General features: G+C 69.7%; 22 protein-coding genes. 13 read left to right on the top strand and 9 right to left on the bottom strand.

All coding sequences use genetic code 11. The features are described from left to right. Positions 1–22 precede the first annotated feature (22 nt). Positions 23–2305 (bottom strand): transglycosylase domain-containing protein, encoded by a 2283-nt coding sequence (locus AC0Z9V_RS07905; RefSeq protein ID WP_133081198.1) that lies wholly within the window; start codon positions 2303–2305, stop codon positions 23–25. Between the two features lie 35 nt (positions 2306–2340). On the opposite strand from AC0Z9V_RS07905, the gene sp36 reads away from it, so the two are divergent. The 3 genes from sp36 to AC0Z9V_RS07890 are packed head-to-tail and all read left to right on the top strand — an operon-like array spanning position 2341 to position 3905. After that, positions 2341–2496, top strand: coding sequence for a Sp36 family protein (sp36, locus tag AC0Z9V_RS07900; protein ID WP_087074509.1), 156 nt, complete (start codon positions 2341–2343; stop codon positions 2494–2496). 2 nt (positions 2497–2498) lie between these two features. Continuing rightward, positions 2499–2987 (top strand): RidA family protein, encoded by a 489-nt coding sequence (locus AC0Z9V_RS07895; protein ID WP_485141181.1) that lies wholly within the window; start codon positions 2499–2501, stop codon positions 2985–2987. Between the two features lie 3 nt (positions 2988–2990). Further along, entirely contained in the window at positions 2991–3905 is a 915-nt protein-coding gene (locus AC0Z9V_RS07890) for an NUDIX hydrolase (RefSeq protein WP_133081196.1), read from the top strand. An 83-nt stretch (positions 3906–3988) separates the two neighbouring features. Here AC0Z9V_RS07890 and AC0Z9V_RS07885 read toward each other — a convergent pair whose 3' ends face one another. Continuing rightward, positions 3989–4666 (bottom strand): Crp/Fnr family transcriptional regulator, encoded by a 678-nt coding sequence (locus tag AC0Z9V_RS07885; RefSeq protein ID WP_087028341.1) that lies wholly within the window; start codon positions 4664–4666, stop codon positions 3989–3991. 231 nt (positions 4667–4897) lie between these two features. Here AC0Z9V_RS07885 and AC0Z9V_RS07880 point away from each other — a divergent pair, with 231 nt between their 5' ends. Both AC0Z9V_RS07880 and AC0Z9V_RS07875 read left to right on the top strand, forming a co-directional pair. Continuing rightward, positions 4898–6109, top strand: a complete 1212-nt coding sequence (locus AC0Z9V_RS07880; RefSeq protein ID WP_485141180.1) for a MarP family serine protease — start codon at positions 4898–4900, stop codon at positions 6107–6109. 44 nt (positions 6110–6153) lie between these two features. Beyond that, positions 6154–6894, top strand: coding sequence for a polysaccharide deacetylase family protein (locus tag AC0Z9V_RS07875; protein ID WP_485141179.1), 741 nt, complete (start codon positions 6154–6156; stop codon positions 6892–6894). 19 nt (positions 6895–6913) lie between these two features. On the opposite strand, the gene AC0Z9V_RS07870 is transcribed toward AC0Z9V_RS07875, so the two are convergent. Then, positions 6914–7891, bottom strand: a complete 978-nt coding sequence (locus AC0Z9V_RS07870; RefSeq protein WP_459268095.1) for a DUF2332 domain-containing protein — start codon at positions 7889–7891, stop codon at positions 6914–6916. Between the two features lie 239 nt (positions 7892–8130). Here AC0Z9V_RS07870 and AC0Z9V_RS07865 point away from each other — a divergent pair, with 239 nt between their 5' ends. From AC0Z9V_RS07865 to AC0Z9V_RS07855, 3 genes are all read left to right on the top strand, one after another. After that, entirely contained in the window at positions 8131–9825 is a 1695-nt protein-coding gene (locus tag AC0Z9V_RS07865) for an ABC transporter substrate-binding protein (protein WP_485141178.1), read from the top strand. Positions 9826–9925: 100 nt separating this feature from the next. Beyond that, the gene (locus AC0Z9V_RS07860) at positions 9926–10930 is read left to right on the top strand and encodes an ABC transporter permease (RefSeq protein WP_133081191.1); all 1005 of its coding nucleotides are present in this window, start codon (positions 9926–9928) and stop codon (positions 10928–10930) included. Then, positions 10927–11868, top strand: a complete 942-nt coding sequence (locus AC0Z9V_RS07855) for an ABC transporter permease (RefSeq protein WP_133081190.1) — start codon at positions 10927–10929, stop codon at positions 11866–11868. Before AC0Z9V_RS07860 ends, AC0Z9V_RS07855 begins: the two co-directional genes overlap by 4 nt. 85 nt (positions 11869–11953) lie before the next feature. Here AC0Z9V_RS07855 and AC0Z9V_RS07850 read toward each other — a convergent pair whose 3' ends face one another. Then, positions 11954–12907 carry a DUF5996 family protein gene (locus AC0Z9V_RS07850; RefSeq protein ID WP_485141177.1) on the bottom strand — a complete coding sequence of 318 codons (954 nt, stop codon included), beginning with the start codon at positions 12905–12907 and terminating at the stop codon, positions 11954–11956. 301 nt (positions 12908–13208) lie between these two features. On the opposite strand from AC0Z9V_RS07850, the gene AC0Z9V_RS07845 reads away from it, so the two are divergent. Then, positions 13209–14675 (top strand): reverse transcriptase family protein, encoded by a 1467-nt coding sequence (locus AC0Z9V_RS07845; protein WP_485141176.1) that lies wholly within the window; start codon positions 13209–13211, stop codon positions 14673–14675. A gap of 5 nt (positions 14676–14680) precedes the next feature. Here the strand turns inward: AC0Z9V_RS07845 and AC0Z9V_RS07840 are convergent, their stop codons facing one another. The 4 genes from AC0Z9V_RS07840 to AC0Z9V_RS07825 form a co-directional block, all read right to left on the bottom strand. Next, positions 14681–16576: a dipeptide ABC transporter ATP-binding protein gene (locus AC0Z9V_RS07840; protein WP_485141175.1), complete on the bottom strand. Its 1896-nt coding sequence runs from the start codon at positions 16574–16576 to the stop codon at positions 14681–14683. A 55-nt stretch (positions 16577–16631) separates the two neighbouring features. After that, positions 16632–17117, bottom strand: a complete 486-nt coding sequence (aroQ, locus tag AC0Z9V_RS07835; protein ID WP_208739192.1) for a type II 3-dehydroquinate dehydratase — start codon at positions 17115–17117, stop codon at positions 16632–16634. Between the two features lie 7 nt (positions 17118–17124). Beyond that, positions 17125–18408 carry an MFS transporter gene (locus AC0Z9V_RS07830; RefSeq protein WP_485141174.1) on the bottom strand — a complete coding sequence of 428 codons (1284 nt, stop codon included), beginning with the start codon at positions 18406–18408 and terminating at the stop codon, positions 17125–17127. Between the two features lie 161 nt (positions 18409–18569). Next, a complete protein-coding gene (locus AC0Z9V_RS07825) occupies positions 18570–19151 on the bottom strand; it encodes a TetR/AcrR family transcriptional regulator (protein ID WP_485141173.1) in 582 nt (193 codons plus the stop codon). Positions 19152–19256: 105 nt separating this feature from the next. Between AC0Z9V_RS07825 and AC0Z9V_RS07820 the strand changes: the two genes are divergently transcribed. Beyond that, positions 19257–19679 carry an organic hydroperoxide resistance protein gene (locus tag AC0Z9V_RS07820; RefSeq protein WP_133081184.1) on the top strand — a complete coding sequence of 141 codons (423 nt, stop codon included), beginning with the start codon at positions 19257–19259 and terminating at the stop codon, positions 19677–19679. A gap of 67 nt (positions 19680–19746) precedes the next feature. On the opposite strand, the gene acs is transcribed toward AC0Z9V_RS07820, so the two are convergent. Next, positions 19747–21705, bottom strand: a complete 1959-nt coding sequence (gene acs / locus AC0Z9V_RS07815) for an acetate--CoA ligase (RefSeq protein ID WP_485141172.1) — start codon at positions 21703–21705, stop codon at positions 19747–19749. Between the two features lie 283 nt (positions 21706–21988). Between acs and AC0Z9V_RS07810 the strand changes: the two genes are divergently transcribed. The 3 genes from AC0Z9V_RS07810 to AC0Z9V_RS07800 all read left to right on the top strand — a co-directional run bounded on the left by AC0Z9V_RS07810 (position 21989) and on the right by AC0Z9V_RS07800 (position 24924). After that, positions 21989–23329, top strand: coding sequence for a hypothetical protein (locus tag AC0Z9V_RS07810; protein WP_485141171.1), 1341 nt, complete (start codon positions 21989–21991; stop codon positions 23327–23329). Between the two features lie 64 nt (positions 23330–23393). Beyond that, positions 23394–24197, top strand: a complete 804-nt coding sequence (nth, locus tag AC0Z9V_RS07805) for an endonuclease III (RefSeq protein WP_459287393.1) — start codon at positions 23394–23396, stop codon at positions 24195–24197. A gap of 79 nt (positions 24198–24276) precedes the next feature. Further along, on the top strand, positions 24277–24924 hold the full coding sequence (locus AC0Z9V_RS07800; RefSeq protein ID WP_485141170.1) for an NUDIX hydrolase: 648 nt from the start codon (positions 24277–24279) through the stop codon (positions 24922–24924). Positions 24925–24939 lie beyond the last annotated feature (15 nt).

The following is a 24939-nucleotide window of genomic DNA, read 5'->3' as shown; positions in this document are numbered from 1 at the left end:
GGTTGTCTGAGTCGATTCCACGCTAGCCGTTGCCTCCGTTGCCGCTGTTGCCCGCTTGTCCTCCAGTGGTACCACCGGTGGTACCGCCAGTGCCAGTGCCACCGTTGTTGGTGCCGTTGTTGTTGCCCGAGTTCCGGCCGGGGTTCGTCGAGCGCTGGCCGCTGATCATGCCGGCGGGCGGGTTGGCGAACGGCGCCCCGACGTACAGGCCGGGGATCTGCTGCATGAAGCGCGCCCAGGACGGGGCGGCGATGAGCGAGCCGTCGATCTCCGGGTACACCTGCCCGCCGATCTCGAGTCCGCCGAGCGAACTGGTGTCTCCCTCGCCTTGCCAGTTGCCGACCCAGCTCGCGGTCACCATCCCGGAGTTGTAGCCCATGAACCAGGTTTGCGAACGCGCATCGTTGGTGCCGGTCTTGCCCGCCATGGGGATGTCCCCGTACTCCAGGAGCTGCCCGGAGCCGTTGGTCATGACGCGCTGGGTCGCGTAGTTCACGCCACGCGCCACGTCCGCGGCGATCTTGCGTTCGCAGGACACGGCGGGGACGGGGTAGCTCGTCCCGTCGATGGCCGTCACCTCGGTGAGGGCGCGGGGATCGCAGACCACGCCTTCGTTGGCGAAGCCGGAGTAGGCCTTGGCCATGGACATGGGCGCGGCCTCACCGCCACCACCGATCAGCGAGGACGGCCCGAAGCCGAACGGGACCTCCTCGCCCTCGGAGCTCTTCGCCTGGTGCACGCCGAGGTCGTAGCCGATGTCCCGGATGCGGCACAGGTCCAGCTGCTTGGCGCTCGCCATGGTGATGGTGTTCAGCGACTGGGCGAGACCGTCCAGCACGGTGGTGAACCGGTAGTTGATGTCGCCGTAGTTCTGCGGCGTGTAGCCGTCCTCCTCCTGGATCAGGAACTCCCCGCCCTGCGCGCAGCTCGCCTTCCACTTGTCGAACTGGCGGTAGGTCTTCTTGGTGCCGTCGAGGACCTGGTTGAGGCTCTTGCCGTTCTCGACCCAGGCCGCGACCGTGAAGGGCTTGTAGGTCGAACCGGGCTGGAAGCCGCCGCCGCCGCCCAGGCTCTTGCTCGGGTCCCCGCCGTCGAACTGGTCGACATTGAAGTTGAGCACCGTGTTGCCCTGGGCCGCCTCGGGGTTGTACCGGGTGTTCTGCGCCATCGACAGGATGTTGCCGGTCTTCGGATCCAGGCTCAGCATGGTGTGCCCCACCTTGCCGTCCGTGGTGTCGGGGTTCGCGGTCTCGGTCACGGCGGTCTGCGCGGCGTTCTGCACGCGGGGGTCCAGCGTGGTCTTGATGGTCAGGCCCGAGCGGTACAGGACCTTCCGGCGGGCATCCTCCGTGTCGCCGTAGGCGGGATCATTGAGGATCAGGTGCGTGACGTAGTCGCAGAAGTACGGAGCCTGCGCTGCGCCGACGCATCCGCTGAGGGTCGGGGAGATGGCGAGGCCGAGGTCCGTGGCGATGGCCGCGTCGTGTTCCTCCTGCGTGATCTTCCCGCGGGTGAGCATGGCGTCGATGACGAGGTTCCGGCGCTGCAGCGCACCCTCGGGGTTGGACTCGGGGCTGTACGCGCTCGGACCGTTGACGAGGCCGGCCAGCATCGCACTCTGCTGGATGTTGAGGTCCTTGGCATCCACGTTGAAGAAGTACCGCGATGCCGCCTGCACGCCGTAGGTGGTGCCGCTGAACGGCACGATGTTGAGGTAGCCCTCGAGGATCTCGTCCTTGCTGAGCTCCTTCTCGACGGCGATGGCGAGCTTCATCTCGCGCAGCTTGTCGCCCACGGTCTTCCCGCCACCGCTCAGCGTGATGGCTCCACCGTTCTGGCGGGCGGTGTCGATCAGGACGTTGTTGACGAACTGCTGCGTGATGGTCGACGCGCCACGGGAGGTGCCGTTCGAGACGTTGCTGGCGATCGCACCCAGGATGCCCTCGAGGTCGACGCCGCCGTGCTCGTAGTACCGGTAGTCCTCGATCGCGACCAGCGCGTCCTGCATGGTCGGCGAGACCTGGTCGAGCGTGACCGGCTGGCGGTTCTCCTCGTACAGGGTCGCGATCAGGGACCCGTCGGAGGCCACGATCTTCGTCGGCTGGGCGAGCGCCTCGCGCTCGAGCTCGGCCGGCAGTTCCTCGAAGAACTGGATGGACGCGGAAGCCCCCGTTCCTGCGGCAGCGGCCACGGGCACCAGGAGGCCCGCGGCGAGCACACCGGCGAGCGCACTGATCCCGAGGAATGCAATGATCTTGCCGAGGGTGGTTGCCGTGTCGAACAGGGGTGATTTGCGCGCAGCCATTATTCCAGTTTACAAGCACGCGCTAGGCTTTCCTCATGAAGAAATGGGAGTACTCTACGATTCCGCTCATCATCCACGCAACGAAGCAGATCCTCGACCAGTGGGGCGATGACGGATGGGAGCTCGTGCAGGTGGTTCCCGGACCCGACGGAAACGGTCTCGTGGCGTACCTCAAGAGGGAGAAGAGCTAGCAGTGTCCGCTGGAAATACCGCGGTTTCGGCGGTGGAGGCGCGCCTGGCGGACCTCGGGATCGCCCTTCCCGACGTGGTCCCGCCCGTGGCCATCTACGTCCCCGCCGTCGTCACGGGCAGCCATGTGTACACCTCCGGCCAGCTGCCCTTTATTGGGGGCAAACTCACAGCTTCGGGCAAGGTCGGTGCTGCTGACGGCGTCGACGCGGAGACCGCGGCCTCCCTCGCCGCCACCTGCGCGGTCAACGCCCTGGCCGCCATCAAGAGCCAGATCGGCGACCTGGACCGCATCACGCGGATCGTCAAGGTCGTGGGATTCGTGGCGTCCGATCCGTCCTTCACCGGCCAGCCCGGCGTCATCAACGGCGCCTCGGAGCTGCTCGGAGCAGTCCTCGGAGACGCAGGCGTCCACGCCCGGTCCGCCGTCGGCGTGGCCGTCCTCCCTCTCGACTCGCCCGTCGAGGTCGAGGTCATCGCGGAGTTCGTCTAGGCCGTGGACCGTCTCAGCACCCGGCTCTTCCCCGTCCATCCGGACCAGCGCACCGCGGCGGAGAGCTGGATCGAGCACGGGGAGCGCACGCCCCTGAAGGCCCGGCCGGCGTCGTCGGTGGTCCTCCTGCGCGACAGCGCGATCGGTACGGAGACCTACCTCTCCTATCGTCGCGGGCAGTCGCCCCTGGGCGTCATCGGGTTCCCGGGCGGGAGCATCGAGGAGTCCGACGACGACGACCTCCCGTGGTTCGGCCCTCCACCCTCGATGTGGGCGAAGACCCTCGGCGTCGACGACCACCGGATGGCCCGCCGGCACGTGCTGTGCGCCATCCGTGAACTGTTCGAGGAGACCGGGGTGCTGCTCGCCGGACCCGATGCCTCGTCGCTGGTGGAGGGTACGCAGGCCAAGGAGTGGATGAAGGCGCGCGAGGCGATCAACGAGGGTGAGTGCCGCTTCTCGGAGATCCTCACCCGACGGGGACTGGGCGTGCGCACCGACCTCATCAAGCCGCTCTCGCACTGGCTGACTCCGGACTTCGCGCACCGTCGCTTCGACACCCACTACTTCGCGGCGGCCCAGCCGGTGAACCAGGAGCCGAGCATCCTCGCGAGCAAAGGCGTCTGGGGCCAGTGGCGCTGGGCCGCGCAGGAGGTCGCGGACCGCGACACCACGAGGCTCGGCGACGAGGTGGGCCAGCCCAACACGGTGAACCGCACGCTCAGTGAACTAGCAGTGCCCGCAGTGGAGATCATCCTCGAGAAGATCGGTTCCTCCCGCGGCTGCATCGCCTACCTGTCGCACAAGCGCCCGGTGAAGATCTACCACCCGCAGCTCGCCGAACACGACGGCGACCTCATGCTGCAGGTCGAGTGCCCGAAGCTCAGCGAGGGCGGGTCCGTCCAGCGCGGGCGCTGACCGCCCGTCCGATGCACGACAAAGGCACCTGCCCGCGGACAGGTGCCTTCGTCGTGCGGAGCCTTTTCCGTGCGGAGAGGTGATCAGCGGCTGCGCTGGCGCAGGCGCTGGATGTCCAGGATGACGACGGCGCGCGCCTCGAGGCGGAGCCAACCGCGCTGGACGAACTCCGCCAGGGCCTTGTTGACGGTCTCGCGCGACGCCCCGACGAGCTGTGCCAGTTCCTCCTGCGTGAGTTCGTGCGCGACGAGGATGCCGTCGGTCGCCGGGCGGCCGAAGCGGTCCGCCAGGTCGAGCAGGGCCTTGGCCACACGACCGGGGACGTCGGAGAACACGAGGTCCGCGAGCGATTCGTTGGTGCGGCGGAGGCGGCGCGCAAGGGCCTGCAGGAGCTGGGCCGAGACCTCGGGACGGGTCTCGAGCAGCGTACGGAGGTTCTCGTTCTTCAGGCCGGCGAGGCGCGTCTCCGAGACGGCCGTGGCCGTCGCGGTGCGCGGGCTCGGATCGAAGAGGGCCATCTCGCCGAACAGCTCGCCCGGACCGAGGATCGCGAGGAGGTTCTCCCGGCCGTCCTGGGCGGTGCGGCCGAGCTTGATCTTGCCGGAGACGATGAAGTACAGCTGGTCGCCCTGGTCGCCCTCGCGGAACACCGACGAACCGCGGGGGAGGTCCACCTCGATCAGCTCGTCCGTGAGTGCGGCGAAGACGTCGTCCCCCAGCGAAGCGAAGAGGGGCGCCCTGCGCAGTACCTCGATATCCATTGATTCTCCTGATGCGTCTCTTGTACGTCGTCCATGCGGCGGTCCGCGCTGTCCTCCGCCCTCCATCTTGCCGTACCGAAGCGGATGTGACGACTGATACACGCTCCGGTGACCCGTATTCCGGCTGGAGCACCCCCGTTCCCACGGTCCTCCCATGCTGCGCCGCTAGAATCGCTCGGAGCGTCGTGAGGAACGTAGCCCTCCGTCCACCATAGCCAGGGGAGAATATACGTGCCGGACTTCAGCCTCGCCGGGTTCACCCTCCTCGACGTCGTCCTGGTGCTGGTCCTCCTCGGTTACCTGGTGACGGGGCTCCGGAACGGGTTCCTCGTGACGCTCGGCGGCATCGCCGGGTTCATCGCAGGCGCGGTGGCGGCCTTCTTCGCAGTGCCCCTCGTCAGCGCCTGGGTGCCGGACAACCCCTGGCGCCTGATCGCGGTCATCGCCACCGTGATCGTCCTCATCATCGTGGGCCAGGCCGTCGGCTCCGCGCTCGGCGCCTCGATCCGCCGCTGGTCCGACTTCCCGCCGCTGCGGATCGTCGACCGCCTCCTCGGGGGCGTCGTGAACGTGGTCGTCGCCGCACTGGTCCTGTCGATGCTGGCCTTCAGCGTCGGGACGCTCGGCGTCCCGTTCCTGTCCCAGCAGCTGGCGTCCTCCCAGGTGATCCGCGGCATCGACACGGCGACCCCGGGGCCGGTGCGCTCGTGGCTGGCGCAGCTGCGGACCATCGCGGTCGACGACGGGATCCCCACCATCCTGGAGAGTGTCGGGCCCGCGACCCCGGCGGATGTGCCCGATGCGTCCGTCGATACTCCCGAGCTCGCTGCGGCCGCCGATTCGGTGGTCCGGATCACCGGTACGGCCTTCCAATGCGGCCAGAACCAGACCGGATCGGGTTTCGTCGTCGCGCCCGACCGGGTGGTCACGAACGCGCATGTCGTCGCCGGGGTGGACGAGCCCGTCGTCGAGGTCCCGGGCGCGGGAGCGCTGCCCGGTCGGGTGGTGCAGCTCGACACGGCCCGCGACATCGCCGTGATCGCCGTCGACGGCCTCGACGCCGCCGCGCTGCCGCTCGGCGACGACCTGGCCAACGGGACGACGGCGGCCTTCGCGGGCTACCCGGCGGGTGGCCCGTACCGGATCCAGCCCGCGAGCATCCAGGGACTCACCCCCGTCCTGGTGAACGACATCTACGGCGCGAATCCCCGGCCGCTGCAGGTGTACAGCCTCGCCGCGAACGTCCAGCAGGGGAACTCGGGAGGTCCGCTGCTCGACCTGCAGGGCCGGGTCACCGGCGTGGTCTTCGCGAAGTCCACCGCCGACGCGCCCGTCGGCTATGCGCTCTCGCTCGCGGAACTGCGTCCCATCGTCGAGAGCGCCGAGGGACTGCAGGACGCCGTCTCCGCAGGACAGTGCACGAGGGCCGACCAGGCCCGCTGATACGCTGACAGCCACACGTCGCTCTTCGACCAGGGGGAACCGGTATGGCCAGCGAACGGGGTGCCCGCACCGGGCCGGCGCGCACGAAGACCCCACCGGTGTTCATGTACCACTCCATCAGCCCGTCGGACCAGCCGGATCCGTACCGGCTGCGGGTGCACCCGGACCGGCTGGACCGGCACCTGCGGTTGCTGCGGCGGTCGGGCCTGCGGGGAGTGTCCCTGTCGGAGCTGCTGAGGGCGGTGGACCGGGGGGAGGCGCGCGGCCTTGTCGGGCTCACCTTCGACGACGGCTACACCGACTACCTGGAGCACGCCCTCCCGATCCTCCAGCGGCACGGGATGACCAGCACCCTCTATGCGGTGGCCGGTCGCCTCGGTGGCGACAACGAGTGGGACGACGGCCCGCGGCTCGGCCTGATGGATGCCGACCGGCTGCGCACCGTCGCCGCCGCCGGCCAGGAGGTCGGCAGCCACACCATGACCCACCCCCACCTGCCCGGGGCCGATGCGGAGTCCCTGGCCGCGGAGATCGGCGGCAGCAGGACGGTCCTGCAGGACATCCTGCAGGCCGACGTCGTGAGTTTCTGCTATCCCTACGGCGAGTTCGACGACGCCGCCGCGGATGCCGTCCGTGCCGCCGGCTACGACCACGGCTGCGTGATCGGCGACTACGACCCGGGTGACCGGTTCACCCTGCCGCGCTGCTACGTCAGCCCTCGTGACACGGGCGCGCATCTGGTGGCACGCATGGCGCGGCACGCGGTGCGCCTGCGCCTGCGCTGACGACGTCCGTCCCTCCGGGCTACAGCCACTCGATGGACTGCCCGTGCGGTCCGGTGCGCGCGATCGTGACGCCGTTGTGCTGCAGCACGAACCGTCCGTCCTCCTCACCGGGCGCCTTCTCCATCGCGTCGGGCACACCGGCGAGTGTGCCGTAGCCCTCGTGCGACAGCCAGTGCACCGGACGCTCCCGGTGCGCGGTGAGCCGCATCATCGTGTCCCGGAAGCGGTCCCGCCCCGCCCGGTCGAGGTAGGCGAGCACGGCGCTGTGGAACACGACGACGACGGCGTCCGACGGTGCACGGGCGACGAGCGGCAGGATCTGCTCGTTCAGGTCCCCGCGGATGAGCAGCGGCGGTTCCGCCCGGACGACGCCGAGGGCCGCGCGGAGGCGTTCCGCACGGAAGCGGTGCTCCGGCCAGACGAGTGCCTCGAGCCAGCGGACGTCGTCGTCGTCCCCCGCATCGAGCGGATTCAGGTCGATCCCCGCCCGCCAGACGACCTCGGGCAGCGACGACGGCACGGGCACGGGGCCCGCCACCGTGCAGTCCAGCGGCGGTACCGGGGACCCGCCGGGCGGCTGCAGGGAGGGCCCGGGGGAGTAGGAGTAGGCGTAGCGGTCGGGGTACAGGCAGGCTCCGGCGGAGGCGCCGACCTCGACCAGAGCGAGCGGCCTGCCCTCGTCGGCGCTGATCGCCGCCAGGGACGGCAGCAGGACAGCGCACCTGCCGGCCTCGTTGGTCTGGGTGGCACGCGTCTCCATCACGGAGCGGATGGCGTCCCAGGAATCGAGCACGAAGGACCGGAAGGCGGCGTAGTCCCCGAGCGGGACGCCGACGAATCGCGCTGCTCCGAGGAACAGGACGGGCTGGCGGCGTGCCGGAGGGAGCGTGTCCAGCAGGGCGAGGAGTTCGCCGTCGCCGCTGACGCCCATGCACCACGCGTCGTACAGCGGCGAGTAGCCCCGCGTCTCGACCTCCGCGAAGCTGCGATAACGCACGGATGTTGCAGTATCTGTTCCAGCCATCGGTCCTCCGGTTTCAAGCACGTTTCGCGCGGGTATCGCCGGCCCGGTCCGTCGCACGCGATGCCAAATCGTAACCACTGATGCTCCCGAAATGCCGCCGGCGGCCCCGCCGGAAGTTAGGCTCGTCACACGGATCAGCGCGTTCGCCGCTGTGGTCCCCATGGATACCGGTCACATCCGGTAGGAATCACTCGTTCACCAGGGAGCAACACATGTCCAACCGAGGCACATCCGTGCGCGGCGCAGGTTTCGCGAGGAAACGCGCTGCGCTCACCGCAGGATTCTCCATCGCCGCACTCCTCCTGACCGGCTGCGTCCAGAGCCAGCGCGAGGAGAACACCGGCACCGAGGGCGAGGCCGCCGTCGACTCCACCTTCGTCTTCGCCGCGTCCTCCGATCCCAAGTCGCTCGATCCCGCCTTCGCCAGCGATGGCGAGTCCTTCCGCGTCAGCCGCCAGATCTTCGAGGGCCTGGTCGGCGTCGAGCCGGGCACCGCCGACCCCGCTCCGCTGCTCGCCGAATCCTGGGAGACGGCCGAGGACGGCCTGTCCACGGTGTTCCAGCTCAAGGAAGGCGTCACCTTCCACGACGGCACGCCCTTCAACGCGGAAGCCGTGTGCTTCAACTTCGACCGCTGGTACAACTGGACCGGCATCCAGCAGGCCGAGACGACGTCGTACTACTACGGTTCCCTGTTCCGCGGGTTCGCGGACAGCCCCGAGAACGCCGTCTACGAGTCCTGCGAGGCCAACGGGGACACTGAAGTCACCGTCAACCTGGCCAAGCCGTTCGCCGGATTCATCGCCGCGCTGTCGCTGCCGGCCTTCGCCATGCAGAGCCCGACCGCTCTCGAGGAGTTCACCGCCGACGAGATCGGCGGCACCGCGGAGGCTCCCTCGCTGAGCGAGTACGCCCTCGGCCACCCCGTGGGCACCGGGCCGTTCAAGTTCGACTCCTGGGACGTCGGACAGCAGCTCGAGCTCTCGATCTTCGACGACTACTGGGGCGAGAAGGGCCAGATCACCAAGACGATCTTCCGCATCATCGACGACCCCCAGGCACGCCGCCAGGCACTCGAGGCCGGTGACATCGACGGCTACGACCTCGTGGCTCCCGCCGACACGCAGTCGCTCAAGGACGCCGGCTACAACATCACGCCGCGCGATCCGTTCACCATCCTCTACCTGGGCATGAACCAGGCCGTCCCCGAGCTGAAGGATCCGAAGGTCCGCGAGGCCATCGCCCACGCGATCGACAAGGATGCCCTCGTCTCGCAGACGCTGCCCGAGGGAACGAAGGTCGCCACCCAGTTCATCCCCGAGGTCGTCGACGGCTACAACGAGGACGTCACGACGTACGACTACGATCCCGAGCGTGCGAAGGAACTCCTGGCCGAGGCCGGCTTCCCCGACGGCTTCGACGTCACCTTCAACTACCCGACGAACGTCTCCCGCCCGTACATGCCCACGCCCGAGCAGGTCTTCACCAACCTGCAGGCACAGCTGAGCGAGGTCGGCATCACGGTCAACCCGGCGCCCGCCGCCTGGTCGCCCGACTACCTGAACCAGGTCCAGGGCACCCCGGACCACGGCCTGCACCTGCTGGGGTGGACCGGCGACTACAACGACACCGACAACTTCATCGGCGTCTTCTTCGGCCAGGAGAAGCTGGAATTCGGCTTCGACAACCCCGAGCTGTTCGCGGCCCTCGACGAAGCCCGTGGCACCAGCGACCGCGACCAGCAGACGGAGATGTACAAGGAGATCAACGAGCAGATCGCCGAGTTCAACCCGGCCATCCCGCTCGCCCACCCCGCTCCCTCGCTGGCCTTCGCGCCCCGCGTCACCTCCTACCCGGCGAGCCCCGTCAATGACGAGGTCTTCACCGACATCGAGCTGAGCGAGTAGCAGCAGTACCCGTGTGGAGCCGGTCCCGGTGTCGGGGCCGGCTCCACACTGCTGTACTACCCCTGTCCGGCTGAAGCCGGTCCACCCGGAAGGATCCTGAGTGTTACGCGTCATCGGTAAGCGGCTAGCCCTGCTCGTACCCACCCTGTTCGGACTGTCCATCCTCCTGTTCCTGTGGGTACGCAGCCTCCCCGGCGGTCCGGCCACCGCCCTGCTCGGCGAGAAGGCGACGCCCGAGGCCATCGCCCGCGTCAACGAGCTTTACGGCTTCGACCGCCCCCTGCTCACCCAGTACCTCACCTACATGGGCAGGCTGCTCCGGGGCGACTTCGGCGTCTCCATCAACACCGGGCGCCCGGTGCTCGAGGAGTTCGCCACCCGCTTCCCCGCGACGCTCGAACTCACCGTCATCGCACTCATCTTCGCGATCGGCGTCGGTGTCCCGCTCGGCTACCTGGCCGCGCGGTACTACGGCCGGTTCCTCGACCACAGCTCCGTGGTCCTGAGCCTCATCGGCATCACCGTGCCCGTCTTCTTCCTGGCCTTCATCCTCAAGTACCTGTTCGCCATCCAGTGGTCCCTGCTGCCGCCCGACGGCCGGCAGGACCCGCGCATCGACGCGACGCACTACACACAGTTCTACGTGCTCGACGGACTGCTCACGGGCGAGTACGACGCCGCATGGGACGCGTTCCTGCACCTCATCCTGCCGGGGCTGGCCCTCGGGACCATCCCGCTGGCGATCATCGTCCGCATCACGCGCGCCTCGGTCCTCGAGGTGCAGAACGCGGACTACGTCCGCACGGCCCGCGCCAAGGGCCTGATGGAACGCACCATCCGCGGCAGCTTCATCCTGCGGAACGCCATGCTCCCCGTCGTGACGACCATCGGCCTGCAGTTGGGCCTGCTCATCTCGGGGGCGGTCCTGACGGAGACGGTCTTCGCCTTCAACGGCATCGGCCGGTTCCTGCGCGACGCGATCTTCGGCCTGGACTACCCCGTGCTTCAGGGCTTCATCATCTTCATCGCGATCCTGTACGCACTGATCAACCTGATCGTCGACCTGTCCTACTCCGTCATCGACCCGAGGGTGCGTGTGCAATGAGTACCATCCTGCCTCCCGCCGCCGGCGGTTCAGCGGCCCCGAACGATCCCGCCATCGACACCGGTCGGGGCACCGGCCTGTGGAAGGACGCCTTCCTCCGCCTGCGCAGGAACCCGCAGGCGATCGTCGGTGCCGTCATCATCGGCCTCTTCCTGCTCGTGGCCGTCCTCGCGCCCATCCTGGCGCCGTACGGCGGCGACGAGCTGCCGGGTCGCACCTCCATCACGCCCACCACCATCCCCGGTCCCGGTGAGATCGACGGCTTCCCGCTGGGCCTCGACCGGTTCGGCGGAGACGTGCTCAGCAAGCTCATCTGGGGCGCCCAGGCGTCACTGCTGATCGGTGTCGTCTCGACGGCGCTCGGCCTGGCGGGCGGCATGCTGCTCGGCGTCCTGGCCGGCGGGCTCGGTGGCTGGGTGGACAACGTCATCATGCGCTTCGTGGACATCCTGCTGTCCGTCCCCAACCTGCTGCTCGCCGTCAGCATCGCCGCGGTGCTCGGCCAGAGTTCCTACGCCATCATGATCGCGATCGGCGTCTCGCAGATCCCGATCTTCGCGAGGCTCCTGCGGTCCTCCATGCTGTCGCAGCGGGGGGCGGACTACATCCTGGCGGCCCAGACCCTCGGGCTCAGCCGCCGGACCATCACCATGAGCCACCTCCTGCCGAACAGCATGGGACCGGTGATCGTGCAGGCGACGCTCACGCTCGCGACGGCCGTGATCGACGCGGCGGCGCTGTCGTTCCTGGGCCTCGGTGGCGGCCTGCCCCAGGCCGCCGAGTGGGGGCGCATGCTCACCTACGCCCAGGCGGAACTCGCGGTAGCTCCGCAGCTCGCCTTCCTGCCCGGTGCATGCATCGCCATCACGGCACTGGGCTTCACCCTTCTGGGGGAATCGCTGCGCGAGGCCCTCGATCCGAAGACCCGGAGGAAGTAGCGACCGCTTCCCGGTGCATCAGCGGCCATCACCCCTCGGGGCGGTGGCCGCTGCCGGTTCCGGGGCAGGCGGGCCAAAGGCCCTCCTAGCGGGCGTGCAGGTCCAGTCGGTGCGGGTCGATGCGCAGGTCGGGGTCCCACCCACCTGTGGCCGCCGCGGCCCGGTAGGTGGCCCGCAGGAACCGCAGCAGCGTGGCATCCGGGTCCTCGCTGGTGCGCACGGCCTCGTAGGGCAGCAGGAACTGGCGGAACTCGGTGCTGTAGTAGGCGCCGTCGACGTCGATGACGGCATCGCGGTACCCCTCGGGCTCGGGGTAGGCATAGGAGTAGAAGGCGCCCTCCTCGCCGCCGCCGGGCCAGAACCCGCAGCTGGAGAGCTCGTGCGAGTAGCCCTCCTGCATGACCCAGTCGGCGCAGTTCGGCGCACCGCCCGGATGGATGGGGGCAGGACGTCCGGTGAAGCGCGTGCAGGCAAGGTCCATGGCACCCCAGAAGAAGTGCACGGGGCTCACCTTGCCGAGGAACTCGGCGCGGAAGCGCGTGAGGACCCGTTCCGCCTGGATGAGCTGCCGCCAAAACGCGTTCACCGCCGCTGCGTCGTAGGACGCGTGGTGGTGGTCCTCGGCGAAGGGTACGGCGGGATCCACCTCCGTGGGCACGGCCCGGATCGGTGCGTCGATGCCGAGCTCGGCCAGTGCCGCCATGGTCCGTGCGTGGAACTTCGCCACCGACTGCGGCTCGAGCGGCACGCTGCGGTCCCCGCCGGAACTGCTGCGCACCACCAGGCGGTGCGCCACGACGTCGGCCTCGATGTCGAACATCCCGTCCCCGTAGGGGATGGCGGAGGTGCCGAGCCCGCGCGGCGTCACGTAGAGCGGCACCTGCCACCAGTGGTTGACCAGCGGGGCGTGCGCCATGCGGATCTTGCCGACCACCTGGAGCCACATGTGCAGTGTCGCCTGCGTGTCCTGCCAGTCCGCGACTCGTAGCGCCGGCCAACCCGACGCCGTCGTCGTTCCCGTGATCACCTGGTCGCTCATGCTGCTCCTCCGCCTCGTCGTGTGCGGCCAATCTATGCGCCCTACCCGCGCTGGTACAGGCCATGACGGTTCGTGGCGCTTGCTAGGGTGGCATCCGACGGATCCCGGCCGAGGCGGAACACGTACGCAGTGCGCGTTCCTCTCCGGGGTCACCCCGGGGCACGCAGACCGACCAGCACAGGGCGCCTCAGGCGCCTGACTGCGCTCCGCGCAGCTCAGCGCCCGAACAGAAGGACAGGTCGGCCGGGATCCGTCGCGCTGTCGCACACCGGTGCGGCGACGCCCAGGCGGAGGGGGAGCCATGGACGACACCGAATCCCTGCCGGACGACGGCGGATCCTTCCCTGCCCGGGGCGGCCCGGACCGGGCCAGCCGTGGGACGGCGGCGGCCAGGACGCTCGCACGGACGCCTGCGCCCGGCGGTCCGGGACTCGCGTTCCTCCTCGCGGGGGCATTCCTGACCGCGCCCGCCTGGCAGCGCGAGGACCTCCTGGACGCCGGTGCCGCCGTCCTCGGGAGCCGGCGGCGCTGGTTGGGGTCGCTCGTCCGCGCCGTGTTCGCCGGCTACCCGCGGCGGCCCGACGGCGCTCCGCGTGAGCTCGCCCGCTGGATCCGCGCCCAGCCGGTCTTCACGGACGCGATCGGGCGAGCGGCCGCGAGGGGCGTTCCGATCACCCCGGCCCGGTACCTGACCGCAGGTTCCCCGGAGGAGGGGCACCGCTCATCCCGCGTGGACCTCGGGACGGGGGCGCCGGCAGCACCGGGCGCCGCGGACCTGGGCCGGCTCGCGCGGGAGCTCAGGCTGACACCGGGCGAGCTCGACTGGTTCGCCGACACCCGGTCCTGGAACCGGCGCGCACCGAGCCAGGCACTCCGCCACTACCGCTACGAGTGGCGTTCGCGCCCGGGACGTGTCCCGCGGCTCCTGGAGGTCCCCGGGATCCGCCTGCGCACCGTGCAGCGCCGGGTGCTCGATCTCGTCCTCGCCCCGATCCCCCTGCACCCCGCCGCCCACGGGTTCGTCCCGGGACGCAGCGCGAGGACGGGTGCGGCCCTGCATGCCGGGACGGACGTCGTCATCTCCCTGGACCTCGTCTCCTTCTTCGCGCACGTGTCACCGGGCCGGATCTTCGGTGTGCTGCGGCAGGCGGGCTGCCCCGAGGCCACCGCGCACGTACTCACCGGACTCTGCACCCACTCCGTCCCCGAGGCTGTCCTGCGGGCCATGCCCGGCGGCGGCACTCCGGAGGAGCGCTTCGCACTCGCCCAGGCCCTGCGTGCCGCACACCTCCCGCAGGGCGCGCCGTCCTCACCCGCCCTCGCCAACCTCGCGGTGCGGCGGCTCGATTCCCGGCTGGCGGGCTGGGCGGAGGCAGCCGGTGGCACGTACACGCGCTACGCGGACGACCTCGCCTTCAGCGGCCCGGCCGGCCTCGCCCGCCGGGCGGACGCCTTTCTCCGGGGTGCCGAGCGCATCGTCGCTGCCGAGGGCCACGAGGTGAACAGGCACAAGACCCGCGTCCGCAGCGCGGCGACACGGCAGACCGTGACGGGTGTCGTCGTCAATGCGCATCCGAACGTGGCACGGGCCGACTACGACGCCCTCAAGGCGACCCTGTACAACTGCCTCGTCCACGGTCCGGAGTCGCAGCGACGCGGCCAGGCCGACTTCCGCGCACACCTCGGCGGGCGCATCTCCTGGGTGGAGTCCCTCAACCCGCTGCGCGGCCGCAAGCTCCGGGAGGCCTTCGACCGCATCGGCTGGTGACGGCTCTAGGAGGCCAGGTCCTCGTCGATGTTGAGCTCGTTGCCCGGGATGGAGGCGAGCAGCCTCCGGGTGTAGGGGTGGCGGGGGTTCTGGAAGACCTCTTCGGAGCTGGCGGCCTCCACGAGCTCGCCGTCCTTCATCACGCACACGTAGTCCGAGATGAGGCGGACGACGGCGAGGTCGTGGGAGATGAAGAGGTAGCTGAGGCCCAGTTCGGACTGCAGTTCGCCGAGGAGTTTCAGGATCTGTGCCTGCACCAGGACGTCGAGCGCGGAGACGGGCTCGTCGCAGACGATCAGCTCGGGCTGCAGGGCGAGGGCCCGTGCGATCGCCACACGCTGCCGCTGCCCGCCGGAGAGTTCCGCCGGGTAGCGCCGCAGGGCGTTCTGCGGGAGGGAGACCTGGTCCATCAGTTCGCGGACACGTGCCGCCCGCTCCTTCCGGGACCCGCGCTTGTACGCGTTGAGGGGTTCCTCGACGATGCGCTCGATCGTGAACATCGGGTTCAGCGAGGAGTAGGGGTCCTGGAAGATCGGCTGCACGCGCTGGCGGAAGTCGTTGAGCTGCGCCTTGTCGAGGGTGGCCACGTCCATGCCGTCGAACGTCATGGTCCCCGAGGTCGGCTCGATCAGTTTGAGGAGCATGCGCGCCGTCGTGGTCTTGCCCGAGCCCGATTCCCCGACGATCGCCACGGTCTGCCCGCGCGGGACATCGAGTGTGACGTTCTTCGCCGCGTAGAAGTCCTCCTTGCTGCCGCGGCGTTTGTAGATCTTCGTGAGGTCACGGATCTCGACGATGTTCGGGGGAGCTGCGGGGCCGGCGGGAGCCGCGTCGATCCCGGGTGCGGCCGGACGGTCCGAGGACGACGTCGCAGCATGCGCTCCGGCGGCAGCGCGGGGTACGTCCTGGGCATGTCCATCACTCGTCGCGGGAAGGTGGTCGGAACCGTGGTCGGTGGGAACCCCGCCGTCGTGTCCTGCCTCGTGCTCCGCGAAGACGGCCTCGGCCAGCTTGAGCCGGCTCGCGGTGTCCGCCGTGAAGGCGCCGGGGCGCAGGCGGACGGCGGCGACGCTCGGGGCCGCCCGGACGAGGGACTGCGTGTAGGGGTGCTGCGGATCGTTGAGCAGCTGCTCGGCCGGTCCGGTCTCGACCACACGGCCGCGATGCATCACCACGAGCTGCGAGGCACGCTCGGCGGCCAGCCCGAGGTCGTGCGTGATGAGGAGGACCGACGTGCCGAGCTGTTCGGTCATCGTCTCGATCTGGTCGAGGATGGTGCGCTGCACGGTGACGTCCAGGGCCGACGTCGGCTCGTCGGCGATGAGCAGGCGGGGCTGGCAGGCGAGGCCGATCGCGATCAGGGCCCGCTGCCGCATGCCACCCGAGAACTCGTGCGGGTACTGCTTGGCGCGCTCGCCGGCGTCGGGCAGGCCGGCGGCCGTCAGTACCTCGATGACGCGCTGCTTGACGTTCTTCTTGGTCGCCATGCCGTGGACGAGGAGTGTTTCGGCGACCTGCGTGCCGATCTTCGTCACCGGGTTCAGGTTGGACATCGGGTCCTGCGGTACGAGGCCGATCGCCCTGCCGCGGATGGAGCGCATCTTCGCTTCCGGCAGAGCCACCAGGTCCTGGCCCTCGAACAGGATGCTGCCGGAGGTGACCCGGCCGTTGCCGGGCAGGAGGCCGATGCAGGCCATCGCCGTCGTCGACTTGCCCGAGCCCGACTCGCCGACGATCGCGAGGGCGCTGCCGCGCTTGAGCGTGAAACTCGCGTCCTCGACCGCCTGGACCTCGCCGTGGGTGGTCCGGAAGCTCACCGCCAGGTTCCGCACCTCGAGCAGGGGTGCGTCGAGGTTCTCTGGCTGGTCGGCCGCGCTTCCGGCGGGAGTGATGTCCGTCATAGCACCATCGTGCCCTATGTCCGGGGCCGTCGCCGTCCACGCGACGGGGCCCGGGCTAACTTTTCGGGAACGATGCGGCGCCGTCGGCCGCAGCGGTGAGCCGGGTCGCGAGGTGGTCCACCGCCAGGCGGTAGCCGTCGACGCCCGCACCGACGATCACGGCATCCGCGACGCCCGAGAGGAAGGAATGGTGCCGGAACTCCTCGCGCCGGTGCACATTGCTGATGTGCACCTCGACGACCGGGAGGCCCACCCCGGCGAGGGCGTCCCGGATGGCGATCGACGTGTGCGTGTAGGCGCCGGCGTTGATGACGATCCCGTCCGCCGTCGTGCGTGCGGCGTGGATGGCGTCGATGATCTCGCCCTCGTGGTTGGACTGCATCGCCGTCGTGGTGCAGCCGCGCTCCCGTGCGGCATCCGACGCGAGGCGGACGACGTCGTCGAGTGTCGCCGTCCCGTACACGGCCGGCTCCCTGGTGCCGAGCAGGTTCAGGTTCGGGCCGTTGATCACGAGGATGCTGGGGGTGCGTGCCGGGGTCATGCCCTAACTATGCCGCACGCCCGGCACCGGCCGGCGGATCCGCGAGGCGGGAACGCAGGCGCACGGCGCCCACCGCGCCGGCCACCGTCACGAGGCTCATGGCGGCGAGGACGACGCCCGGGTGCCACCAGGCACCGCCCGTCGCGATGCCGAACTGCTGGGTGATCGACGGGGCGAAGCCTGCGACGATCGCGGCGATGCTGTAGGCGAAGGACAGGGCGGTGAACGCCGTCGCCGGCCGGAAGATGTCCGCCATCAGGCCGCCGAGGGCTGCCCAGCTGGCGGTCGGCAGGATCCCGCCGAGGATGATCGCGGCGATGTACAGGGGTTCCGTCGCGATGCTGATGGTCCAGTACAGCGGGAAGGCGATCAGCGCGGTCCCGAACGCCCCGCCGGCGACCACCCTCGCGGAGCCGATGCGCATCGCCAGGTAGCCGAAGGCCGGGATGGTGACGAGCTGGAGGATCGACCCCACGAGGGCTGCGTTCAGGACCGTCGCCTGGGACAGCCCGAGGGTCTCGGTGCCGTAGGCCTGGGTGTAGGTGACCATGAGGAAGTAGGAGCCGATGCCCAGGACCGCGGAGGCGATGGCGACCACGATCGCGGTGGGCTGGGACTTCAGGACCTCGAGGAAGGGGACGCGGGGGAGGGCATGCTGCCGGCTCGTCTCCCGGAAGACGGGCGTCTCGTCGATGGCGAGCCGGAGGTAGATCGCGACGGCGAGGAACGGGAAGGCGAGCAGGAACGGGATGCGCCAGCCCCAGGTCGTCATGACGTCCGGGGCGACGACGGCGAGGACGAGGAAGATGGCGGAGATCAGCATGGTGCCGACGGGGGACCCGAGCTGGGGGATCGAGGCGTAGAGCGCGCGCTTGCGGGGCTCGGCGTGCTCGGTGGCGATGAGGATCGAGCCGCCCCACTCCCCGCCGAGCGAGAGGCCCTGCAGCAGGCGCAGCACGGTCAGGATGATCGGTGCCCACACGCCGATGGTGCTGTAGTCGGGCAGCAGCCCGACGGTGCCGGTGGCCAGCCCCATCAGGGTGATGGTCCAGATCAGGGTGCGCTTGCGGCCGATCCGGTCACCGAGGTGGCCGAAGAGGATCGCGCCGAGGGGGCGTGCGACGAATCCCATCGCGAAGACCAGGAACGCCGAGAGGGTCCCGGCGAGCGGATCCTGCTCGGTGAAGAAGACGGTGTTGAAGACGAGCGCGGCGGCAGTGCCGAACACGTAGAAGTCGTAGGACTCGAGGGCTGTTCCGACGAAGGAGGCTCCGGCGACGCGGCGGGCCATGCGCGGATTCGATACGGGGGGCTGCTGCACGGTAGTGGACACGCTGAAATCATCCTCTCGCTCCGGCGTACGGGCCATCTTTTCGGACGAACGTCACATCCCGGGCAGGTCGTCCGTCCGCAGCGCGGCCGCTGCGGCGCTGCTCGGAGCCGCCGGGCTGCTCAGGTGGGCAGGGCCGCACCGGCACCGGCGGTGATGATGGCACGTCCCGTGGTGATGAGCGACTCCGTGATCGCCGTCGGGTCGCCCAGGTAGCCCTGCACCATGGCGCCGTCACGCAGCATGATGAGCTGGTCCGCGACGATCCCGGGCTGCTCCACCCCGAGCTCGGACAGCAGCTCCGTGACGACGGAGTGCAACCACGCCCGGTACCGCTCGACGGCGGCGCGGACCACGTTGTCGGCTGCCGGGTACTCGGCGGCCGCATTGATGAAGGTGCATCCGCGGAATCCCGGCCGGCAGGCTGCACTGCCGTTGGCGGCGGCCAGGGCGAGCAGGACGCTGCAGGCATCCGGGCCCGCAGCACGCTCGCTGTCGACGGCGGTCTGCAACTGCTCCAGCTGGTTCTCGAGGTAGGCCACCACGAGGTGCTCCTTGGACCCGAAATGCCGGTAGAAGGTGACCTTCGTGGTCCCGGCGTCGGCGATCACCTTGTCCGCACTGACCGAGCGGATGCTGTCGGCGTCGAACAGTCGTGTCGCGGACGCGAGGATGCGTTCCCGGACGGGGGGCTGGGCGTTCATGGATGCTCCCGTGAGAGGGTGGATTTGGGTCGGGTGGAGTTACTAGTTAGTCTACCTGAAGGAGCGGGGGCCAGTCCGGCCCCCACGACGGAAGGATCTCCCCACATGAGTGCTCTCTACACCGCAGTCGCCACCGCCACGGGCGACGGACGCAACGGCAAGGCACACACGGACGACGGGCAGCTCGTCGTCGACCTGGCGGTCCCGAAGGAGATGGGCGGCGCCGGTGGCGCCACGAACCCCGAGCAGCTCTTCGCCCTCGGCTACGCAGCCTGCTTCCACAGCGCACTGAAGCTCGTCGCCGGCCGCAGCAAGGCCAGGATCAGCGACACGGCGGTCACCGCCGAGGTGAGCATCGACGCGGTCGACGGCGGCGCGTTCCAGCTCGCCGTCGCCCTGCACGCCGAGATCGGCGGCGTGGACCAGGAGACGGCGGACGCACTCGTCGAGCAGGCCCACCAGGTGTGCCCCTACTCGAACGCCACGCGCGGCAACATCGAGGTCACGGTCGACGCCACGATCGGCTGATCGGTTCCGGCTGGACGCAGAGAGGCCCCCGCACGCGCGGGGGCCTCTCCGCGTCCCGGGTCGGGCGCTACTTCCGGAGCGAGACGGCGATCTGCTGCATGATCGTGGGGTCGGACAGCGTCGTGGCGTCGCCCACCTCGCGGCCTTCGGCGACGTCCTTGAGCAGGCGCCGCATGATCTTCCCGCTGCGGGTCTTCGGCAGTTCGGGCACCACCAGGATGTTCCGCGGCTTGGCGATCGGTCCGATCTCCTTGCCCACGTGGTTGCGCAGGGTGGTGACGATGTCGTCGTCGTCCTTCGCCGAGCCACGGAGGATGACGAAGGCGACCACGGCCTCGCCCGTCGTCTCGTCACTGGCACCGACGACGGCGGCCTCCGCGACGGACGGGTGGCTCACCAGCGCCGATTCGATCTCGGTGGTGGACAGGCGGTGGCCGGAGATGTTCATGACGTCGTCGACCCGGCCGAGGAGCCAGATGTCCCCGTCGCTGTCCTTCTTGGCGCCGTCCCCGGCGAAGTACATGTCGTCGAAGCGGGACCAGTAGGTGTCCTTGAACCTCTGCGGGTCGCCCCAGATGCCACGCAGCATGGCGGGCCACGGCTCGCGGATCACCAGGTAGCCGCCGGAACCGTCCGGCACCGACACCCCCATCTCGTCGACGACGTCGACGGCGATGCCCGGTACGGCGACCTGCGCGGAGCCCGGCTTGGTCGCGGTCACCCCGGGCATCGGCGCGATCATGTGCGCGCCGGTCTCCGTCTGCCACCACGTATCCACGATCGGCGCCTGTCCGCCGCCGATCACCTCCCGGTACCACATCCACGCCTCGGGGTTGATCGGCTCCCCGACGGAGCCGAGCACGCGGATCGACGAGAGGTCGTACTTCTGCGGGATGTCGCGGCCCCACTTCATGAACGTGCGGATGGCCGTCGGTGCCGTGTAGAGGATGGACACCCTGTACTTCTCGATCAGTTCCCACCAGCGGCCCTGGTGCGGGGTGTCCGGCGTCCCCTCGTACATCAGCTGGGTGGCGCCGTTCACGAGGGGCGCGTAGGTGACGTAGCTGTGACCGGTGACCCAGCCGATGTCCGCCGTGCACCAGAACACATCGGTCTCGGGCCGCAGGTCGAAGGTGTTCCGATGGGTGAACGCGGTCTGGGTGAGGTAACCGCCGGTCGTGTGCAGGATGCCCTTCGGCTTCCCCGTGGTCCCCGAGGTGTACAGGATGAACAGCGGGTGCTCCGAGTCGTGCGCGACGGCGACGTGTTCCTCCGGGGCGCCGTCGACGACGTCGTGCCACCAGGTGTCGCGTCCCTCGGTCCACTCGACCGGTTCGTTGTTGCGGCGGACCACGACCACGCTCGTGACCGTGTGGCCCTCCTTCTCGAGGGCCCCGTCGACCGCCGGCTTGAGGGGGCTCGGCTTGCCACGGCGGTAGGTGCCGTCGGAGGTGACCACGAGCGTGGCCTCGGCGTCGTCGATGCGGCTGCGGAGGGCGTCCGCCGAGAAACCACCGAAGACGACGGAGTGGACGGCGCCGATCCGCGCACAGGCGAGCATCGTGACGACCGCCTCGGGGATCATGGGCAGGTAGACGGCGACGCGGTCGCCCTTCGCCACGCCGAGCGACTCGAAGGCGTTCGCCGCCTTCTTCACCTCCCGGGTCAGTTCCGCGTACGTGATGGTGCGTGTATCACCGGGCTCGCCCTCGAAGTGGATGGCGACGCGGTCGCCGAGGCCGGCTTCGACATGGCGGTCGAGGGCGTTGTAGGCGGCGTTGACCGTGCCGCCCACGAACCACTTCGCGAAGGGCGCGTCCGACCAGTCGAGCGTCTCGGTGAAGTCCTGGTCCCAGGTGAGGAGCTCCCGCGCCTGGCGGGCCCAGAACTCCGTGCCCTGCTCGCGTGCCTCGTCGTAGAGGGACGGCTGGGCGACGGCGTTCGCGGCGAACGCCTCGCTGGGCGGGAAGCGTCGTTCCTCGTGCAGCAGGTTCTCGAAGGCATCGCCTTGTCGTTCGGCGGTCATGTTCTACCCCTTTGTGACGTGTTCAATGACGGACAGGACGCAGGGTGCCGCGACGGCTCGCCGCACCGCAACGTGCTCCAGTGGAACACTATCGAGTTCTCCCCGCCGGTGTGTGCCCGGCGTCACAGGACCTAGCCGAGATGCGGCGATTGTGCGGTGAGCGGCGGTCGGCTCGGCATCTCCTTCGGTGGAGAAGGCGCGGGCCGATGGCTAGGGTGGAAGGAGGTAAGTGATGCCGGCGGCCGATGCAGCCGGTGACCAGCGCTAGAAACGGGAGTTTGAGATGACGGAAGCAACCGAGGGGCGACTCGCCTCCGGCCAGGAGGCGACGGCATCCCGAACCGACGCACGGGACACGGGCGCGCAGGCGGCCGAGAAAGCCTCCGGCGCGGACAGCCCGTCCGGCACGACGGCGACCCGGCAGGCCGGCGCCACCGGGCCGAGCGAGGCCGTGCTCGGTCCGTTCACCCTGCGTGAGGCCGTCTTCGGCGGAGGCGTTGCGCTCGTGTTCATCGGGACGCTGCTGCCGTTCATCGACGGCATGGTGCGCTACGCGAACTTCTGGAACAGCGGCCCGCTCTTCTTCATCGGCATCGGCATCCTGCTGCCCGTGATCGCACTCGCCCTCCTGGCCGGACGACGCCTGGGAAGTGCGGGACTCCGTGTCGGATCCCTCTCCGTCGACCAGTTCGCATCGGTCACCGCCGTCCTGGCCGCCACCTACTTCTTCCTCCAGACCGTGACCGACTTCCACCCCGGACCCCTGCTCGCGCTGATCGGGTCCCTCGCCATGCTGGCCGCGACCGTCACCGCTCCTTTCCTCCCGGTCTTCCGGAACGACTTCGCGGAGCGGCCGGAGGTGCCTGCGCCCGCTGCGGCCCGCCCCATCACCGCAGCCCGCCCCCGCCCGAAGCAGCCCAAGCAGCCCAGGCCCGAGGCCGGAGCGAAGACCCGGCAGGCCCCGACGACCTCCGGTCCCGGCACGGCGGGAGTCAATCCTGCCGCTGCCGCAGTGCTGCAGAACGGCGCGGGCCTGTACGGTGCGGGCGGGGCAGGCGCCGTCGGTGCCGGTGCCGCCGCATCGGGCCAGTCCGGGATGGAGCGGGGAGCGTCGCAGGGCACGCCGACGCACAACGACCCGGTCACCGGTACGACGACGGCCGAACCGTCGGGGTCCTCCGCCGTCGGCCGCGGTTCGGAGGCCACTCCGGAGGATGCGGGCACGCGGACCTCCGATTCCTCGGATCGGAACGCCTCCGAGGCCGTCCCGTCGCAGACCACGACGCCCGCCGCGGATGCGACGCGGGTCCACGACGTCGTCCGCGACGACCTCCCGGGGTCCTCCGCAGCGGAGACCGCGGAGGAACGGAGCCACCAGGAGCCCATCACCGCAACGCGCTTCGCGGAGGAGGAACCCGTCGTCGAGGCGTTCTGGTTCGCGGTCGGCTCGCCGCGTCCCGTCGTCGACGAACAGACCGGCCGTGAGGTCTTCACGCTCCAGCCGGGCGACTGGGAAGTCGGCATCGAGGATCGCGGGAGCGAGTTCCTGGTCCAGGACAAGCGCACGGGATCGGTCGGTATCCTGCGGGACCTGCGCAACATCGAACGCGCTCCCCGCGACTGACGCATTCCGCCCCTGCCCGTCGTGGCCGGTGGCTCGAGCAGCACCACCGAGAGGAGATCCGCGCGTGGCAGGCAGGAAAGCGAAGATCGAGGAGGAATCGCCCGTCGCCCTCAAGCGCCGCGCCCGCCGGATCAACAGGATCCTCGGTGAGACCTACCCCTACGCGGTGGCGGAGCTCGACTTCCGGAACGCGTTCGAACTGCTGGTGGCGACCGTGCTGTCCGCGCAGACCACCGATGTGAGGGTCAACCTCACCACCCCCGCCCTCTTCGAGCGGTACCCCGACGCGCGTACCATGTCCGAGGCCGAGGAGCTCGAGCTGCAGGAGATCATCCGCCCCACCGGGTTCTACCGCGCGAAGGCCAACAGCCTCCTTGCGCTCTCCCGGCGGCTCGTCGACGAATTCGACGGCGAGGTACCGGGCACGCTCGAGGACCTCGTGACCCTGCCCGGGGTGGGACGCAAGACCGCGAACGTGGTCCTCGGCAATGCGTTCGGTGTGCCCGGCATCACCGTGGACACGCACTTCGGGCGGCTGTCGCGCAGGTTCCGCTGGACGACGTCGGAGGACCCCGTGAAGGTGGAACTCGACGTCGCCGCGCTGTTCGACCGCAAGGACTGGACGATGCTCTCCCACCACGTCGTCTTCCACGGCCGGCGGATCTGCCATGCCAAGAAGCCGGCGTGCGGGGTCTGCCCCGTCGCGGCCCTGTGCCCGTCCTACGGGGAGGGCGAGACGGACCCGATGAAGGCGGCCAAGCTGCTCAAGTACGAACTCGCGCCGGGCCGGGAGGAGCTGCTGGACCAGATGCGGGCCGGCCGGACCCGTGCGGAGCTCCGCGAGGCCGGGCACGGCCTGGGTGCCTAGGGCCCGGCTCGTGCCGGGAGGGGATCCGGCGGATGCGGCGGTGACGGCGTACGACGAGCTGACTCGATGGGTCAGGTCGATGGACCGCCCCGGAGCCACGCTGCTGCAGCCGCACGGCTGGCAGTTCGCGACCTTCGACCCCACCAGGAGCCGTCGCGCTGCCGTGCTGATCCTCTTCGGAGCCCGGGACGGGGGCCGGTCCGGACGACCCGGCAGGGCTTTAGGGCGCAACGAACTCGACGTCCTGTTCGTGATGCGGGCCAGTTCGCTCTCCAACCATCCGGGCCAGGTGGCGTTCCCCGGCGGCGCGATCGACGCCGGGGACGCGGACGAGGGCGCGGCAGCCCTGCGCGAGGCAGAGGAGGAGACGGGGGCTGACCCTCGGGGCATCGAGGTCCTGGGGACCCTGCCCGACGTGGGACTCCCCGTCAGCAATTTCATGGTCACGCCGGTGCTCGGCTGGTGGGCCGAGCAGTCGCCGATCCGTGTCGTGGACACCGCCGAGTCCGAACTGGTCTTCCGGTGTCCCGTGGAGACCCTCCTCAACCCGTCGCGCCGCCGGACGGCAGTCGTCCGGCGCGACGGATTCGTCAGCCGGACACCCGCGTTCCTGGCGCCCGAAGCGGTGATCTGGGGATTCACGGCGATGCTGCTGGATGCGGTGTTCGACGGTCTCGGCTGGACGGAGCCGTGGGACCGGTCGCAGGAGATCCCCGCACCCCTGTGAAATGCCCTGGCCCGG

This window comes from Arthrobacter sp. UYP4 (genome assembly GCF_057291175.1).
Note: the sequence above shows the minus strand (reverse complement) of the source record. Positions and strands in the feature narration are given on the sequence as shown.

What these genes read in the sequence shown, in the direction of transcription:
- AC0Z9V_RS07810 (WP_485141171.1), top strand. Translation starts at nt 21,989, where the DNA reads ATGACGGAAGCAACCGAGGGGCGACTCGCCTCCGGCCAGGAGGCGACG.
- AC0Z9V_RS07800 (WP_485141170.1), top strand. Translation starts at nt 24,277, where the DNA reads ATGGACCGCCCCGGAGCCACGCTGCTGCAGCCGCACGGCTGGCAGTTC.
- AC0Z9V_RS07850 (WP_485141177.1), bottom strand. Translation starts at nt 12,907, where the DNA reads ATGAGCGACCAGGTGATCACGGGAACGACGACGGCGTCGGGTTGGCCG.
- AC0Z9V_RS07845 (WP_485141176.1), top strand. Translation starts at nt 13,209, where the DNA reads ATGGACGACACCGAATCCCTGCCGGACGACGGCGGATCCTTCCCTGCC.
- AC0Z9V_RS07840 (WP_485141175.1), bottom strand. Translation starts at nt 16,576, where the DNA reads ATGACGGACATCACTCCCGCCGGAAGCGCGGCCGACCAGCCAGAGAAC.
- AC0Z9V_RS07865 (WP_485141178.1), top strand. Translation starts at nt 8,131, where the DNA reads ATGTCCAACCGAGGCACATCCGTGCGCGGCGCAGGTTTCGCGAGGAAA.
- acs (WP_485141172.1), bottom strand. Translation starts at nt 21,705, where the DNA reads ATGACCGCCGAACGACAAGGCGATGCCTTCGAGAACCTGCTGCACGAG.
- AC0Z9V_RS07825 (WP_485141173.1), bottom strand. Translation starts at nt 19,151, where the DNA reads ATGAACGCCCAGCCCCCCGTCCGGGAACGCATCCTCGCGTCCGCGACA.
- AC0Z9V_RS07820 (WP_133081184.1), top strand. Translation starts at nt 19,257, where the DNA reads ATGAGTGCTCTCTACACCGCAGTCGCCACCGCCACGGGCGACGGACGC.
- AC0Z9V_RS07855 (WP_133081190.1), top strand. Translation starts at nt 10,927, where the DNA reads ATGAGTACCATCCTGCCTCCCGCCGCCGGCGGTTCAGCGGCCCCGAAC.
- aroQ (WP_208739192.1), bottom strand. Translation starts at nt 17,117, where the DNA reads ATGACCCCGGCACGCACCCCCAGCATCCTCGTGATCAACGGCCCGAAC.
- AC0Z9V_RS07875 (WP_485141179.1), top strand. Translation starts at nt 6,154, where the DNA reads ATGGCCAGCGAACGGGGTGCCCGCACCGGGCCGGCGCGCACGAAGACC.
- sp36 (WP_087074509.1), top strand. Translation starts at nt 2,341, where the DNA reads ATGAAGAAATGGGAGTACTCTACGATTCCGCTCATCATCCACGCAACG.
- AC0Z9V_RS07885 (WP_087028341.1), bottom strand. Translation starts at nt 4,666, where the DNA reads ATGGATATCGAGGTACTGCGCAGGGCGCCCCTCTTCGCTTCGCTGGGG.
- AC0Z9V_RS07830 (WP_485141174.1), bottom strand. Translation starts at nt 18,408, where the DNA reads ATGGCCCGCCGCGTCGCCGGAGCCTCCTTCGTCGGAACAGCCCTCGAG.
- AC0Z9V_RS07905 (WP_133081198.1), bottom strand. Translation starts at nt 2,305, where the DNA reads ATGGCTGCGCGCAAATCACCCCTGTTCGACACGGCAACCACCCTCGGC.